Annotated in this window: 12 protein-coding genes and 1 tRNA gene; all 13 read right to left on the reverse strand. The window is 59.3% G+C overall.

From position 1 onward, the window contains the following. Positions 1–79 precede the first annotated feature (79 nt). Positions 80–2185 (reverse strand): elongation factor G, encoded by a 2106-nt coding sequence (gene fusA / locus AKL28_RS21325; RefSeq protein WP_050470331.1) that lies wholly within the window; start codon positions 2183–2185, stop codon positions 80–82. A 126-nt stretch (positions 2186–2311) separates the two neighbouring features. Continuing rightward, the gene (gene rpsG, locus AKL28_RS21330; protein ID WP_050470332.1) at positions 2312–2782 is read right to left on the reverse strand and encodes a 30S ribosomal protein S7; all 471 of its coding nucleotides are present in this window, start codon (positions 2780–2782) and stop codon (positions 2312–2314) included. Positions 2783–2936: 154 nt separating this feature from the next. Next, positions 2937–3320, reverse strand: a complete 384-nt coding sequence (gene rpsL, locus AKL28_RS21335) for a 30S ribosomal protein S12 (protein ID WP_008113040.1) — start codon at positions 3318–3320, stop codon at positions 2937–2939. A gap of 413 nt (positions 3321–3733) precedes the next feature. Beyond that, positions 3734–7981 carry a DNA-directed RNA polymerase subunit beta' gene (gene rpoC / locus AKL28_RS21340; protein ID WP_050470333.1) on the reverse strand — a complete coding sequence of 1416 codons (4248 nt, stop codon included), beginning with the start codon at positions 7979–7981 and terminating at the stop codon, positions 3734–3736. Between the two features lie 240 nt (positions 7982–8221). Continuing rightward, on the reverse strand, positions 8222–12325 hold the full coding sequence (gene rpoB / locus AKL28_RS21345) for a DNA-directed RNA polymerase subunit beta (protein ID WP_050470334.1): 4104 nt from the start codon (positions 12323–12325) through the stop codon (positions 8222–8224). A gap of 274 nt (positions 12326–12599) precedes the next feature. Next, positions 12600–12977 (reverse strand): 50S ribosomal protein L7/L12, encoded by a 378-nt coding sequence (rplL, locus tag AKL28_RS21350; RefSeq protein WP_050470335.1) that lies wholly within the window; start codon positions 12975–12977, stop codon positions 12600–12602. Between the two features lie 95 nt (positions 12978–13072). After that, on the reverse strand, positions 13073–13570 hold the full coding sequence (gene rplJ / locus AKL28_RS21355; RefSeq protein ID WP_050470340.1) for a 50S ribosomal protein L10: 498 nt from the start codon (positions 13568–13570) through the stop codon (positions 13073–13075). Between the two features lie 313 nt (positions 13571–13883). Next, complete coding sequence (gene rplA, locus AKL28_RS21360) at positions 13884–14579, reverse strand: 50S ribosomal protein L1 (protein WP_050470336.1); 696 nt, start codon at positions 14577–14579, stop codon at positions 13884–13886. Continuing rightward, positions 14579–15010, reverse strand: coding sequence for a 50S ribosomal protein L11 (gene rplK / locus AKL28_RS21365; protein WP_007875265.1), 432 nt, complete (start codon positions 15008–15010; stop codon positions 14579–14581). The genes rplA and rplK overlap by 1 nt, the downstream gene beginning before the upstream one ends. A gap of 161 nt (positions 15011–15171) precedes the next feature. After that, the gene (gene nusG, locus AKL28_RS21370) at positions 15172–15762 is read right to left on the reverse strand and encodes a transcription termination/antitermination protein NusG (RefSeq protein WP_050470337.1); all 591 of its coding nucleotides are present in this window, start codon (positions 15760–15762) and stop codon (positions 15172–15174) included. A gap of 1 nt (position 15763) precedes the next feature. Then, positions 15764–16144: a preprotein translocase subunit SecE gene (gene secE, locus AKL28_RS21375; protein ID WP_050470338.1), complete on the reverse strand. Its 381-nt coding sequence runs from the start codon at positions 16142–16144 to the stop codon at positions 15764–15766. Between the two features lie 32 nt (positions 16145–16176). Next, a tRNA-Trp gene (locus tag AKL28_RS21380) sits at positions 16177–16252 on the reverse strand. Positions 16253–16327: 75 nt separating this feature from the next. After that, positions 16328–16638: EF-Tu C-terminal domain-related protein (locus AKL28_RS21385; protein WP_462491134.1), on the reverse strand; the 311-nt coding region annotated here is incomplete at its 5' end.

The raw sequence follows: 16638 nt of genomic DNA on the forward strand, positions 1-16638 counted from the left end.
TTTCCTTCAAGGAACGAATTGTTTACTTAACTTTAAACCGTGATCCGTCCCACACGGGACGGATCGATACTTTCTCGCCTTACTTGGCCTTCGAAGTGACGATTGCGTCGATCACGTTCTTGGGCGCTTCGGAGTAGTGCTTGAATTCCATCGAGTAGGTTGCGCGGCCTTGCGTCGCCGAACGCAGCGTCGTCGAGTAACCGAACATTTCCGACAGCGGAACTTCAGCCTTGATGATCTTGCCGCCACCGCCGGCGATTTCATCCATGCCCTGCACCATACCGCGGCGGGACGACAGGTCGCCCATCACGGTACCGGCGTAGTCTTCCGGTGTTTCCACTTCGACAGCCATCATCGGCTCCAGAATCACCGGGCTGGCGCGACGGCAACCGTCCTTGAACGCCATCGAACCGGCCATACGGAACGCGTTTTCGTTCGAGTCCACATCGTGGTACGAACCGAAGAACAGCGTGACCTTGACGTCAACCACCGGATAGCCTGCCAGCACGCCGGTATTGAGGGTTTCACGAACGCCCTTTTCAACCGCCGGGATGAATTCGCGAGGAACGGTACCGCCCTTGATCGCGTCGACGAATTCAAAGCCCTTGCCGGCTTCTTGCGGCTCGATCTTCAGCACAACGTGACCGTACTGACCACGGCCGCCCGACTGCTTGACGAACTTGCCTTCGGACTCTTCGCAGGTCTTGCGGATGGTTTCGCGGTAAGCCACTTGCGGCTTGCCGACGGTCGCTTCAACGTTGAACTCGCGCTTCATGCGGTCGACGATGATGTCCAGGTGCAGCTCGCCCATACCGGCGATGATGGTCTGGCCCGATTCTTCGTCGGTACGCACGCGGAACGACGGATCTTCAGCTGCCAGGCGGTTCAGGGCCAGGCCCATCTTTTCCTGGTCGGCCTTGGTCTTGGGCTCGACAGCTTGCGAGATCACCGGCTCAGGGAAGACCATGCGTTCCAGCACGACCACAGCCTTGTCGTCGCACAGGGTGTCGCCGGTGGTGGTGTCTTTCAGACCCACGACTGCGGCGATGTCGCCGGCCAGCATTTCCTTGATTTCTTCACGCTGGTTGGCGTGCATCTGAACGATACGGCCAATACGCTCTTTCTTCGACTTCACCGAGTTCAGCACGGTGTCGCCCGAATTCAGGGTACCCGAGTAGCAACGGATGAAGCACAGTTGGCCGACGAACGGGTCGGTTGCGATCTTGAATGCCAGCGCCGAGAACTTCTCGGTGTCGTCGGCCTTGCGCACGACCGGCTCGTCGTCTTCGTCCAGACCCGGAACCGGCGGAATGTCGATCGGCGACGGCAGGTATTCGATCACGCCGTCCAGCATGGCTTGCACGCCCTTGTTCTTGAATGCGGTACCGCACATCATCGGGACGATTTCGCCCGAGATGGTGCGTTGACGAATCGCGCTCTTGATTTCGGCTTCGGTCAGGTCGCCTTCTTCCAGGTACTTGTTCATCAGGTCTTCCGACGCTTCAGCGGCGGTTTCGACCAGGTTTTCACGCCACTTCTGGGCTTCAGCCTTCAGGCCTTCAGGAATGTCGCGGTAGTCGAACTTCATGCCCTGGCTGGCGTCGTCCCAGTAGATCGCGCGCATCTTGACCAAGTCGATCACGCCTTCGAAGTTTTCTTCGGCGCCGATAGGCACTTGCATCGGGATCGGGTTGGCCTTCAGGCGAGCGCGCATCTGCTCGTACACCTTGAAGAAGTTGGCGCCGGTACGGTCCATCTTGTTGACGAATGCCAGACGGGGAACCTTGTACTTGTTGGCCTGACGCCACACGGTTTCCGACTGCGGCTGCACGCCGCCGACTGCGCAGTAAACCATGCAGGCGCCGTCCAGGACGCGCATCGAGCGCTCGACTTCAATAGTGAAGTCAACGTGGCCCGGGGTGTCGATGATGTTGATGTGGTGAGCCGGGAAGTTGTTCGCCATGCCCTTCCAGTAACAGGTGGTAGCAGCCGACGTAATCGTGATGCCGCGCTCTTGCTCCTGTTCCATCCAGTCCATGGTGGCGGCGCCATCGTGCACTTCACCGATCTTGTGGTTCACGCCTGTGTAAAACAGCACGCGCTCGGTCGTGGTGGTTTTACCAGCATCGATGTGCGCGGAAATACCGATATTGCGGTAGCGCTCAATGGGGGTCTTGCGAGCCATGATTTATTCCTAAGTCTTTAATGCACGAAACCGAGCGTCAATTTTTTCAAATAAACGCTCGGCTCGAACCAATTCAGATATAGACAAGGACCCCGCCGATGCAACGAGGGCCCCGTCCTGTCTTTGTTAGAAGCGGAAGTGCGAGAACGCCTTGTTCGCTTCTGCCATACGGTGCACTTCATCACGCTTCTTCATTGCACCACCACGGCCTTCGGCCGCTTCCATCAACTCACCACCCAGGCGTTGCGGCATGGACTTCTCGCTGCGCTTGTTGGCGGCTTCGCGCAACCAGCGCATCGACAGTGCCATACGGCGCACCGGACGCACTTCAACAGGCACCTGGTAGTTGGCGCCGCCAACGCGGCGCGACTTCACTTCAACCATCGGCTTGCAATTGGAGATCGCTGCAGCGAACACTTCCAGAGGGTCCTTGCCGGACTTTTGCTGGATGTGGTCAAAAGCGCCATAGATGATGTTTTCAGCAACCGACTTCTTGCCCGACAGCATCAGAACGTTGACGAACTTGGCGACATCAACATTACCGAACTTCGGATCCGGCAAAATTTCCCGCTTGGGGACTTCACGACGACGTGGCATTTCAATTCCTTTCAATCTTCAGTTGAGTGGGCGAACTCTGAGACTTCGCTTCAACATCGCCTGCACTCGCGGAGACCATCATGACCTCCACTTACTCGGCCCATCCGGACCGACACTTTTACCAGGCGACAAGCGCCATGATAAAGACCAATTATTACTTCTTCGCTGCCTTGGCACGCTTGGCGCCGTACTTCGAGCGAGCTTGCTTACGATCCTTGACGCCCTGGGTATCCAGTGCACCGCGAACCATGTGGTAACGCACACCCGGCAAGTCCTTCACACGGCCGCCGCGGATCAGCACGACACTGTGTTCTTGCAGGTTGTGGCCTTCGCCGCCGATGTACGAAATGACTTCGAAACCGTTGGTCAGGCGCACCTTGGCGACCTTACGCAGCGCGGAGTTCGGCTTCTTCGGAGTGGTGGTGTAAACACGGGTGCAAACGCCGCGTTTCTGCGGGCTGTTTTCCAGCGCCGGCGATTTGCTCTTCACGATCGCGGAGACGCGTGGTTTGCGAATCAGTTGATTGATGGTTGGCATCGTTTTAATCCAACAAAGTACAACATTGAAAACAGGTTCCGGAAACGGTTGCCCGGAACCACACAAGAAACTTGCGCGAGAGAAACTGCGCGTTTCGATTTAAGACCGGGAGGGAGATAAGCGTCGCAACAGCGAAACTTCAGACCAAAGAACGCATAAGCCCGGGCGAGCCTAAATTCGAGAACTCGCGAGTATATGCCTGAAAGGCCATTTGGTCAACCCGGTCGGGGCCTTTACCATTTTGGCAGGCTTTCTGACGCCAAATTGCGACGTTTGACATATGTCAATCAAGCAACTTTGGGAAAGTCTGCCGCCACGAATAAAAAACGGCACCGGAAGCTATTCCGGTGCCGCTTCTGTCTTGCATCACGCTCACTGGGAGGCAACCGATGCTTCCGGCTGCCTCAGGCAACTCAAGCTTCGCTTTCGTTGCCGCCGCCAATGGCTTCGGCCGATGGTGCTTCTTCCTCGAACGCATCCGAGTGGGATGTACGTTCGGCTTCGAGCAGTGCTGCACGCTCTTCGGCTTCCCAGACATCCTTCTCCTTGCGGGCGCGGTGGAAGGCCAGACCGGTACCGGCCGGGATCAGGCGGCCGACGATCACGTTTTCCTTCAGGCCGCGCAGGCCATCCTTCTTGCCCATGATGGCCGCTTCGGTCAGCACGCGGGTGGTTTCCTGGAACGATGCCGCCGAGATGAACGAATCGGTCGACAGCGATGCCTTGGTAATACCCAGCAGAACGTTCTCGTAAGTCGCCGGCAACTTGCCTTCTGCGGTCACGCGATCGTTCTCGTCCAGCAGCTCCGAACGCTCGACCTGCTCACCGGTGATGTAGTTGGTATCGCCCGGCTCCACCACTTGCACGCGGCGCAGCATCTGGCGCACGATCACTTCGATGTGCTTGTCGTTGATCTTCACGCCTTGCAGACGGTACACGTCCTGCACTTCGTCGACGATGTAACGCGCCAGCGCTTCGATACCCAGGAGACGCAGGATGTCCTGCGGATCGGCCGGGCCGTCCACGATCATTTCGCCCTTGTTCACCACCTGGCCGTCGTGCACCAGCACTTGCTTGTCCTTGGTGATCAGGAACTCGTGCTTGGTGCCTTCCATGTCGGTGATTTCCAGGCGCTGCTTGCCCTTGGTTTCCTTACCGAACGCCACCGTACCGGTGACTTCTGCCAGCATGCCGGCGTCCTTCGGCGAACGTGCTTCGAACAGTTCGGCCACGCGCGGCAGACCACCGGTAATGTCACGGGTCTTCTGCGACTCGGTCGGGATACGCGCCAGCACTTCACCGACGTGCACTTGCTGGCCATCCTTGACGGTGATCAGCGCACCGACCTGGAAGCCGATGGTCACGGCGTGCTCGGTACCGGCGATCTTGACTTCATCGCCTTGTTCGTTCAACAGCTTGACCTGCGGACGCATGACCTTGGCAGCCGACGAACCGCGACGCTTGGCATCGATAACCACCAGGGTCGACAAGCCGGTGACTTCGTCGATCTGCTTGGCAACGGTAGAACCTTCTTCCACGTTCTCGAACTTCACGGTACCGGTGTACTCGGTGATGATAGGACGGGTCAGCGGATCCCAGGTTGCCAGTGCGGTACCGGCCTTGATCACCAGGCCATCCTTGACGATCAGGGTCGCGCCGTACGGCACTTTGTGGCGCTCGCGCTCACGGCCCAGGTCGTCGGTGATCAGCACTTCGCCGGAACGCGAAATGACGATCAACTCGCCCTTGCCATTGGTCACGTAACGCATCGCCGCGGTGAAGCGGACGGTGCCGTTGGACTTGGCTTCCACCGACGATGCCACCGCTGCACGCGAAGCCGCGCCACCGATGTGGAAGGTACGCATGGTCAGCTGGGTACCCGGTTCGCCGATCGACTGCGCAGCGATCACACCCACGGCTTCGCCGGAGTTGACCAGCAGGCCTCGGCCCAGGTCGCGGCCGTAGCACTTGGCGCACAGGCCATAGCGGGTGTCGCAAGTCAGCGGAGTACGGACCTTCACTTCGTCGATGCCCAGACGCTCGATCTCTTCGACCGTGTCTTCATCCATCAGGGTACCGGCTTCGTACAGGGTCGCCTGGTCTTCCGGATTGATGATGTCAGTTGCCGCGACACGGCCGAGGATACGGTCGCGCAGCGCTTCGATCACTTCACCGCCTTCAACCAGCGCCTTCATCAGCGCGCCGTTCGACGTGCCGCAATCGTCTTCGATCACGACCAGATCCTGGGTCACGTCCACCAGACGGCGGGTCAGGTAACCGGAGTTCGCGGTCTTCAGCGCGGTGTCGGCCAGACCCTTACGGGCGCCGTGCGTCGAGATGAAGTACTGCAGAACGTTCAGGCCTTCGCGGAAGTTCGCGGTAATCGGCGTCTCGATGATGGAGCCGTCAGGCTTGGCCATCAGGCCACGCATACCGGCCAGCTGGCGAATCTGTGCAGCCGAACCACGGGCGCCGGAGTCGGCCATCATATAAATCGCGTTGAACGATTCCTGAGTGGTCTTCTTGCCTTCGCGGGTGACGACGTCTTCCACCTTCAGCTGGTCCATCATGGCCTTGCCGACTTCGTCGCCGGCCTTGCCCCAGATGTCCACTACCTTGTTGTAACGCTCGCCGGCGGTCACCAGACCGGAGGCGTATTGCTGTTCGATCTGCTTGACTTCCGATTCGGCAGCCGCGATCAGGGTCGCCTTTTGCGGCGGCACCAGCATGTCGTCCACGCAGATCGAGATACCGGCGCGGGTCGCAAGGCGGAAGCCCGACTGCATCAGCTGGTCGGCAAACACCACGGTGGCGCGCAGGCCGCACTTGCGGAACGACGTGTTGATCAGCTTCGAGATTTCCTTCTTCTTCAGCGCGCGGTTCAGCACCGAGAACGGCAAGCCCTTGGGCAGGATCTCGGACAGGATGGCGCGGCCGACGGTGGTCTCGTAGCGCTTGATGGTCTTGACGAACTCGCCGGTTGCCGGATCCTTCGGATGCTCGACGATACGCACGGTCACGCGGGTAGCCAGCTCGACTTCCTTGTTGTCGTAGGCGCGGATGACTTCCGACACGTCCGGGAACAGCATGCCTTCGTTCTTGCCGTTGATGGCTTCACGGGTGGCGTAGTACAGGCCCAGCACGATATCCTGCGACGGCACGATCGACGGTTCGCCGTTGGACGGGAACAAGATGTTGTTGGAGGCCAGCATCAGGGTGCGGGCTTCCATCTGCGCTTCGATCGACAGCGGCACGTGGACAGCCATCTGGTCGCCGTCGAAGTCGGCGTTGAACGCCGCGCAAACCAGCGGGTGCAGCTGGATCGCCTTGCCTTCGATCAGGACCGGCTCGAACGCCTGGATACCCAGACGGTGCAGGGTCGGCGCACGGTTCAGCATGACCGGGTGTTCGCGGATGACTTCTTCCAGGATGTCCCAGACCACCGGCTCTTGCGCTTCCACCAGCTTCTTGGCGGCCTTGATGGTGGTCGACAGACCCATCAGCTCCAGCTTGTTGAAGATGAACGGCTTGAACAGTTCCAGCGCCATCAGCTTGGGCAAACCGCACTGGTGCAGCTTGAGCTGCGGACCCACCACGATGACCGAACGGCCCGAGTAGTCGACGCGCTTGCCCAGCAAGTTTTGACGGAAACGGCCGCCCTTGCCCTTGATCATTTCAGCCAGCGACTTCAGCGGACGCTTGTTGGCGCCGGTCATCGCCTTGCCGCGACGGCCGTTGTCCAGCAGCGAGTCAACCGCTTCCTGCAGCATGCGCTTTTCGTTGCGCGTGATGATTTCCGGAGCGCGCAATTCCATCAGGCGCTTCAGGCGGTTGTTACGATTGATGACGCGGCGGTACAGGTCGTTCAGGTCGGAGGTCGCGAAGCGGCCGCCGTCCAGCGGCACCAGCGGACGCAGTTCCGGCGGCAGCACCGGCAGCACTTCCATGATCATCCAGTCGGGCTTGATGCCCGAGCGCTGGAACGCCTCCAGCACCTTCAGGCGCTTGGCGTACTTCTTGATCTTGGCTTCGGACTTGGATTCCTTCAGTTCCTGGCGCAGGGTTTCCGCGTCGCGGTCGATATCGATCGAGCGCAGCAGTTCGCGGATACCTTCGGCGCCCATGAACGCGACGAAGTCGTCGCCGTACTCTTCGTACTTGGCGGCGTAGTCGTCTTCGGACATGATCTGGCACTTCTTCAGCGGGGTCATGCCGGGATCGGTCACGACGTAGGCTTCGAAGTACAGCACGCGTTCGATGTCGCGCAGGGTCATGTCCAGCACCATGCCCAGGCGGGACGGCAGCGACTTCAGGAACCAGATGTGCGCGGTCGGCGAGGCCAGCTCGATGTGGCCCATGCGCTCGCGGCGCACCTTGGCCAGCGTGACTTCAACGCCGCACTTTTCGCAGATGACGCCGCGGTGCTTCAGGCGCTTGTACTTGCCGCACAGGCATTCGTAGTCCTTGATCGGGCCAAAGATCTTGGCGCAGAACAGGCCGTCGCGCTCTGGCTTGAAGGTACGGTAGTTGATGGTTTCCGGCTTCTTGACTTCGCCGTAGGACCACGAACGGATTTTTTCAGGCGACGCCAGGCCAATCTTGATGGCGTCGAATTGTTCATTTTGCTGAACTTGCTTGAATAGATCGAGCAGTGCTTTCATGTATCACTCCAGGTTGGCGTGAAAAACGCTAGTCCATCGATTGGCCGTTTCGTCCTGCTTAACCCTGTTCGCATCGGCGGGCGAGCCGGCGGGCCTTGCGCCCTGCGGTTCCACCGATACCGGGACAGGCGTCCACGGCCTACAACTGAGACTTCTTGGATTACTGGTATTGCTTGAATTCTTGACTGCCTGCCGGAGAACCGGCGGGGCGCGGCGGCATCAGCCGCGGCGCCCCTTGCATCATTCGCGTTCCAGGTCGATGTCGATACCCAGCGAGCGGATTTCCTTCACCAGCACATTGAAGGATTCCGGCATGCCGGCGTCGATCACGTGATCGCCCTTGACCAGGTTCTCGTAAACCTTGGTACGGCCGTTCACGTCGTCGGACTTCACGGTCAGCATTTCCTGCAGCACGTAGGACGCACCGTAGGCTTCCAATGCCCACACTTCCATTTCGCCGAAACGCTGGCCGCCGAACTGCGCCTTGCCGCCCAGCGGCTGCTGGGTCACCAGCGAGTACGGGCCGGTGGAACGGGCGTGCATCTTGTCGTCGACCAGGTGGTGCAGCTTCAGGTAGTGCATGTAGCCGACGGTGACGGTACGCTCGAAAGCTTCGCCGGTACGGCCGTCATACATCGTGACCTGGTTCTTCGACGGAGTCATGCCCAGCTGCTTGGCGATCGGGTCCGGATAGGCCAGATCGAGCATGCGGCGGGTTTCCTTCTCATGCGCGCCGTCGAACACCGGAGTCGCGAACGGGACACCCTTCTTCAGGTTGGCCACCAGTTCCACGATTTCATCGTCGGAGAACTTGTCCAGCTCTTCCTGCTTGCCCGACTCGTTGTAGATGGTGGTCAGGAACTTGCGCAGTTCCGCGACCTTGGCTTGCGCCTGCACCATCTCGCCCAGACGCAGGCCCAGGCCCTTGGCGGCCCAGCCCAGGTGAACTTCCAGCACCTGGCCGACGTTCATACGGGACGGAACGCCCAACGGGTTCAGCACGATGTCGGCCGGAGTACCGTCGGCCATGTGCGGCATGTCTTCGATCGGCAGGATGCGCGACACCACACCCTTGTTACCGTGACGGCCCGCCATCTTGTCGCCAGGCTGCAGGCGACGCTTCACGGCCAGGTAGACCTTGACCATCTTTTGCACGCCTGGCGGCAGTTCGTCGCCTTGGGTCAGCTTCTTGCGCTTCTCTTCGAAGGCCAGGTCGAACTGGTGGCGCTTCTCGGCGATCGATTCCTTGATCGCTTCCAGGGCAGTCGCCATGTCGTCATCCGCCGGGCGGATGTCGAACCAGTGGTACTTGTCCAGGTCGTCCAGGTAAGCCTTGTCCAGCTTGGTGCCCTTGACCAGCTTCTTCGGGCCGCCATTGGCGACCTTGCCGATCAGCAGACGCTCCAGACGCTGGAAGGCATCGCCTTCCACGATACGCAACTGGTCGTTCAGGTCCAGGCGGTAGCGCTTGAGTTCATCGTCGATGATCTGCTGGGCGCGCTTGTCGCGCTGGATGCCTTCGCGGGTGAACACCTGCACGTCGATGACGGTGCCGACCATGCCCGAAGGCACGCGCAGCGAGGTGTCCTTCACGTCGGAAGCCTTTTCGCCGAAGATCGCGCGCAGCAGCTTCTCTTCCGGCGTCAGTTGGGTCTCGCCCTTCGGGGTGACCTTACCAACCAGGGTATCGCCTGCTTCGACTTCAGCGCCGATGTAGGTGATGCCGGACTCATCCAGACGCGCCAGCTGGTTTTCAGCCAGGTTAGAAATGTCGCGGGTGATTTCTTCCGCGCCCAGCTTGGTGTCGCGTGCGACCACCGACAGCTCTTCGATGTGGATCGAGGTGTAGCGGTCATCGGCCACGACCTTTTCGGAGATCAGGATCGAGTCTTCGAAGTTGTAGCCGTTCCACGGCATGAACGCCACCAGCATGTTCTGGCCCAGTGCCAGCTCGCCCAGGTCGGTCGACGCGCCGTCGGCGATAACGTCTTGCTTGGCGACGCGGTCGCCGACCTTCACGATCGGACGCTGGTTGATGTTGGTGTTCTGGTTGGAACGGGTGTACTTGATCAGGTTGTAGATGTCCACACCGACTTCGCCGGCTTGCGCCTCGTCGTCGTTGACGCGGATCACCACACGGCCTGCATCGACATAGTCGACCACACCGCCACGCAGGGCCTGCACGGTCGTACCCGAGTCAACTGCCACGGTACGCTCGATGCCGGTGCCGACCAGCGGCTTTTCCGGACGCAGGCAAGGCACGGCCTGGCGCTGCATGTTGGCGCCCATCAATGCGCGGTTCGCGTCATCGTGCTCGAGGAACGGAATCAGCGACGCCGCCACCGACACCACCTGGCCCGGGGCCACGTCCATGTACTGCACGCGTTCCGGCGAGACCAGGATGGTTTCGCCGGCTTCACGCGCCGACACCAGTTCGTCGGACAGCTTGCCGGCGGTGATGGTGGCGTTCGCCTGGGCGATCACATAGCGGCCTTCTTCGATGGCCGACAGGTAGTCGATCTGGTTGGTCACCTGGCTGTTCTCGACCTTGCGGTACGGGGTTTCCAGGAAGCCGTATTCGTTCAGGCGGGCGTACAGCGCCAGCGAGTTGATCAGGCCGATGTTCGGGCCTTCAGGCGTTTCGATCGGGCACACGCGGCCGTAGTGGGTCGGGTGCACGTCGCGCACTTCGAAGCCGGCACGTTCGCGGGTCAGGCCGCCAGGGCCCAGGGCGGAAACGCGGCGCTTGTGCGTGATTTCCGACAGCGGGTTGGTCTGGTCCATGAACTGCGACAGCTGCGACGAACCGAAGAACTCGCGGATCGCTGCCGAGATCGGCTTGGAGTTGATCAGGTCATGCGGCATCAGGTTGTCCGCTTCGGCTTGGCCGAGGCGTTCCTTGACGGCACGCTCGACGCGCACCAGGCCGGCACGGAACTGGTTTTCCGCCAGTTCGCCGACGCAACGCACGCGGCGGTTACCCAAGTGATCGATGTCATCGACTTCGCCACGGCCGTTACGCAGTTCGACCAGGATCTTGATGACCGCCAGGATGTCCTCGTTGGAGAGGGTCATCGTGCCGGTCAGCTCATCGCGGCCAACGCGACGGTTGAATTTCATGCGGCCCACGGCCGACAGGTCGTAGCGGTCTTCGCTGTAGAACAGGCCGTTGAACAGCGCTTCCACCGATTCTTCGGTCGGCGGTTCGCCAGGACGCATCATGCGGTAGATCGCAACACGGGCAGCGGTCTGGTCAGCGGTGTCATCGGTACGCAGGGTCTGCGAGATGTAGCCGCCTTGATCCAGATCGTTGGTGTACAGGGTCTGCACCGATGCGATGTTGGCTTCACGCAGCTTGGCCAGCAACTCTTCAGTCAGCTCATCGTTGGCGCTGGCAATGACTTCGCCGGTGTCGCCATCGACGATGTTCTTGGCCAGCACGCGGCCCAGCAGGTAATCCTCAGGGACCGAGATGTGCTTGATGCCGGCGGATTCGATGTCGCGCACATGCTTGGCATTGATGCGCTTGTCCTTGGCAACCATCACCTTGCCCGACTTGTCGGTGATGTCGAAACGCGCGACTTCACCGCGCAGGCGCTCGGAGACGAACTCCATGTCGGCGCCTTCGGCGTGCAGGTTGAAGTTGTCGAACACGAAGAAGTTCGCCAGGATCTGCTCGGACGTCATGCCGATGGCCTTGAGCAGGATCGTGACCGGCATCTTGCGGCGGCGGTCGACGCGGAAGAACAGGATGTCCTTCGGGTCGAATTCGAAGTCCAGCCAGGAGCCGCGGTAAGGAATGATGCGAGCCGAGAACAGCAGCTTGCCCGACGAGTGCGTCTTGCCGCGGTCGTGTTCGAAGAACACGCCCGGCGAACGGTGCAGCTGGGACACGATCACGCGCTCGGTGCCGTTGATGACGAAGGAACCGGTGGTGGTCATCAGAGGCAGTTCGCCCATGTAGACTTCCTGTTCCTTCATTTCCTTGACCACCGGCTTGGTCGGCGATTCACGGTCCAGGATCACCAGGCGCACCTTGGCACGCAGCGGCGAAGCGAACGTCAGGCCGCGCTGCTGGCATTCCTTGACGTCGAACGGGGGAGCGCCCAGCACATACGAAAGGAATTCAAGACGCGCAAAGCCATTGTGCGAAACAATGGGGAAAATCGAGGTAAAAGCAGACTGCAGGCCTTCATTCTTACGGCTCGACGGTAAAGCGTCGGACTGCAGGAACGTCTGATACGACTCGATTTGAGTCGCAAGCAGAAATGGAACGTTGTGGACGTTTGCGCGCTTCGCGAAGGACTTGCGAATGCGCTTCTTCTCAGTAAATGAGTAGTGCATGGACACTCCGTGAGTGACAGGAAGGATAGATAGTTCAAGACTCGATTCACACCGTGCGGCCCGAAGGCACTGAAAACCGGCATCTCAAATCTTCAAGTGTCAACCCTTGGTTTTTGCCCGAATCGCGCTTAATATTCCGGGCAACGGAAGATTGCAGCGCATCAAAATCGAACAAAAATAAGAAACGACAAAGGAGCCAAAGCCGAATCCCCTTTTCAAGGGATTCTGCACTTTGACTCCGGCGTAACAACTCGCCTTGACTGGCAAGCAGAAATTACTTCAGTTCTGCCTTGGCGCCAGCTTCTTCCAGCTTCTTCTTGGCTGCTTCGGCGTCGGCCTTGGCAATACCTTCCTTCACTGGCTTCGGTGCGCCGTCGACCAGATCCTTGGCTTCCTTCAGGCCCAGACCGGTGATTTCGCGGACTGCCTTAATGACGCCAACCTTGTTCGCGCCGACTTCGGCCAGAACAACGGTGAACTCGGTTTGCTCTTCAGCAGCAGCAGCACCAGCACCACCGCCGGCAGGACCAGCGACAGCCATAGCGGCAGCGGAAACACCAAACTTCTCTTCGAATGCCTTGACCAGGTCATTCAGTTCCATCACGGACAGCGCGCCTACGGCTTCCAGGATATCTTCTTTGCTAATTGCCATTTGAAACTCCTAAATTTATTTCGGTAATAACATCAGATTGGTAATGACGCGGAACGTCGAAACTGCAGAGACAGCCGCCCTCAGGCGGCCGCGCATCATGCTGCTTCGGCTTCCTTCTTGGCTGCCAGAGCAGCCAAGCCACGCGCGAAGCCCGACACCGGAGCCTGCATGATGCCCAACAACTGGGCCAGCAGAACTTCGCGGCTTGGGATGTTTGCCAACGCGGTCACAGCAGCCTTGTCGAGCTGCTTGCCTGCGAAGTTACCTGCCTTCACAACCAGCTTGTCGTTGGTCTTGGCAAAGTCGGAGACGACTTTGGCAGCGGCAACGGCATCTTCCGAGATCGAATAGATCAGCGGGCCAGTCAGTTGTGGGGCGAGGTCGGCAAACTGAGTGCCTTCAACAGCGCGACGAGCCAGCGTGTTTTTCAACACGCGCAGGTACACGCCTTGGGCACGCGCTTGTGCGCGCAGTTGCGTCAAGGAACCAACCTGGATGCCACGGTATTCGGCCACGACGATAGTTTGCGCAGTTGCAACCTTTGCGGAAACTTCGGCGACGACGGCCTTCTTGTCATTCAGATTGAGACTCAAGATCAACCTCCAAAAATAGTGCTCGGCCATGACACAGGCGGAGATGCCTGCTTGCCTTACACCGGTTCGAACACGGCGTCCGAGGTTTAGGAGTTCATTGCAGCATTGTGCGCTGCCTGAGACCACAAAACTTGTTCGGGTTCACCATCTGCGCTGGGTCGATTGCATTTGCATGCGCTCTGTTTAACTTCTTCCGGCATGACAGCCCGGCGTCCGCCCAACGGTCTTTGATTGCCTGCAGCGACCAGACTTCAACCGCTACAGCCCAAAGATGCGCCCCGCTTCCTGACGGAAACGGGGACTTGATTCCTTCTTAAGCAGCCAGAGTAGTCTGGTCAACGCGCACGCCAGCGCCCATGGTGGACGACAGAGCAATCTTGCGCAGGTAGACACCCTTGCTGCTGGCCGGCTTGGCCTTGTTCAGCGCATCGATCAGGGCCAGCAGATTGGCCTTCAGATCTGCATCGCTGAACGACTTGCGGCCGATGGTCGCGTGGATGATACCGGCCTTGTCGGTACGGTATTGCACTTGACCAGCCTTGGCGTTCTTGACGGCGGTAGCGACGTCCGGGGTCACGGTGCCGACCTTCGGGTTCGGCATCAGGCCGCGCGGGCCCAGGATCTGGCCCAGGGTACCGACGATACGCATGGTGTCAGGCGAAGCGATCACGATGTCGAACGGCATGTCGCCGGCCTTCACGCGCTCTGCCAGATCTTCCATACCGACCACGTCGGCGCCAGCTGCCTTGGCGGCTTCAGCCTTGTCGCCCGAGGCGAACACGGCCACGCGCACGGTCTTGCCGGTGCCGGCTGGCAGAACGACGGAACCGCGAACAACCTGGTCCGACTTCTTGGCGTCCACGCCCAGCTGGACGGAAACGTCGATCGATTCATTGAACTTCGCAGTAGCGAATTCCTTGATCAGGGAAACAGCGTTATCGAACGGATAAGCCTTGGTGCGATCGATCTTGTCCTTGATCGCCTTGACGCGCTTGGATACCTTAGCCATTACAGACCCTCCACCGTGATGCCCATCGAACGTGCGGAACCAGCGATGGTACGCACTGCAGCTTCCAGATCAGCAGCGGTAAGATCCGGCTTCTTCTGGGTTGCGATCTCTTCCGCTTGCTTGCGGGTGATCTTGCCGACCTTGTCGGTATGCGGCTTGGCCGAACCCTTTTGGATACCGGCAGCCTTCTTGATCAGGATGGTCGCCGGCGGAGTCTTCATCACGAAAGTGAAGGACTTGTCCGCGAAGGCGGTAATCACGACCGGAATCGGCAGGCCCGGCTCAACGCCTTGCGTTTGCGCGTTGAACGCCTTGCAGAATTCCATGATGTTCAGACCGCGCTGACCCAGCGCCGGACCGATCGGGGGGGAGGGGTTTGCTTTACCAGCTGGCACTTGCAGCTTGATAAAACCAATAATCTTCTTTGCCATGACGGCTCCTGTGTTGATTGAGTTTTAGCGCCTGTTCATTTGCCTCGCGGCTCTTTACTGTGGCTCCTCGGCTTGCCGGATTAGCCGAACGGGGATACCCATGCGGCGCGCTCCTGCGGGCGCTTGTTCTGTTTTGCGGAGAGTGAGATTCCGGAAAGGGATCAGACTTTTTCCAGCTGGCCGAATTCGAGCTCGACCGGAGTGGCGCGACCGAAAATGGTGACCGATACGCGCACGCGCGATTTTTCGTAGTTCACTTCTTCGACGTTGCCGTTGAAATCGGTGAACGGGCCTTCCTTGATACGCACCATTTCGCCGACTTCGTACAGCACCTTCGGACGCGGCTTTTCGACGCCTTCTTGCATCTGCTGCATGATCTTGTCGACTTCATGCGGAGGAATCGGCGTCGGACGGTTCGACTTGCCGCCGATGAAACCGGTGACCTTGCTGGTGTTCTTGACCAGGTGCCAGGTTTCGTCGGTCATTTCCATCTCGACCAGCACATAGCCGGGGAAGAAACGGCGTTCGGTCACCGACTTTTGACCATTCTTCATATCGACGACTTCTTCAGTCGGCACCAGAATCTGGCCAAACTGTTCTTGCATGCCGGCGCGGGCAATGCGCTCGGTCAGCGCACGCTGGACGCTCTTTTCCATGCCGGAATACGCATGCACCACGTACCAGCGCTTTTTTCCGGCGCCTGAAACGCTTTGCGCACCAATCGGTGCGCTGTCTTGTGTGCTATCGCTCATGTTATTTCCAGCCCAAAATTACGTCGTACAACAGGAATTCGAGCAACTTGTCCGTACCCCAGAGGAAGATCGCCATGACCAAAACGAAGGCGAAGACCACTGCGGTCATCTGCATCGCTTCCTTGCGGGTGGGCCAAACGACTTTCTTGGTTTCGCGAACGGACTCCTTGGCGAAACCGACGAAGCCGCGGCCTTGTGCAGAGGTCCACGCAAATGCAATCGCCACCAGCAGACCGGCGACCAGGGCAAGAGCACGTACCGGGGTCGATTGGTCAGACAACACAAAAAAACCGACTACACCTGCGACAACGGCAACGATTGCCAAGGCAATCTTGATCTTGTCGTTGGAGGTATTGACGGTTTGGACAGGCTGGCTAGACATTATTTACTTTCAGTACCCTGCACCTGATTAGGTGGCAGGGGCGGAGGGCATCGAACCCCCAACCTTCGGTTTTGGAGACCGACGCTCTGCCAATTGAGCTACGCCCCTACAAAAACTCTCGATTGAGACACGAATGCCGCGATGCGAAATTCGCAGCGCGGCAAGGTGTTTTACAGCTTGATCTTAGTCGATGATCTTAGCGACGACGCCGGCGCCGACGGTACGACCGCCTTCACGGATAGCGAAACGCAGACCTTCTTCCATGGCGATCGGGTTGATCAGTTGCACGGTGATCGACACGTTGTCGCCCGGCATGACCATTTCCTTGTCCTTCGGCAGCTCGATCGCGCCAGTCACGTCCGTAGTACGGAAGTAGAACTGCGGACGGTAGTTGTTGAAGAACGGGGTGTGACGGCCGCCTTCGTCCTTCGACAGAACATAGATCTCGCCGGTGAAGTGCTTGTGCGGCTTGATCGAACCCGGCTTGGCCAACA

It is taken from the genome of Herbaspirillum chlorophenolicum, assembly GCF_001189955.1.
Classification (GTDB): domain Bacteria; phylum Pseudomonadota; class Gammaproteobacteria; order Burkholderiales; family Burkholderiaceae_D; genus Herbaspirillum; species Herbaspirillum chlorophenolicum.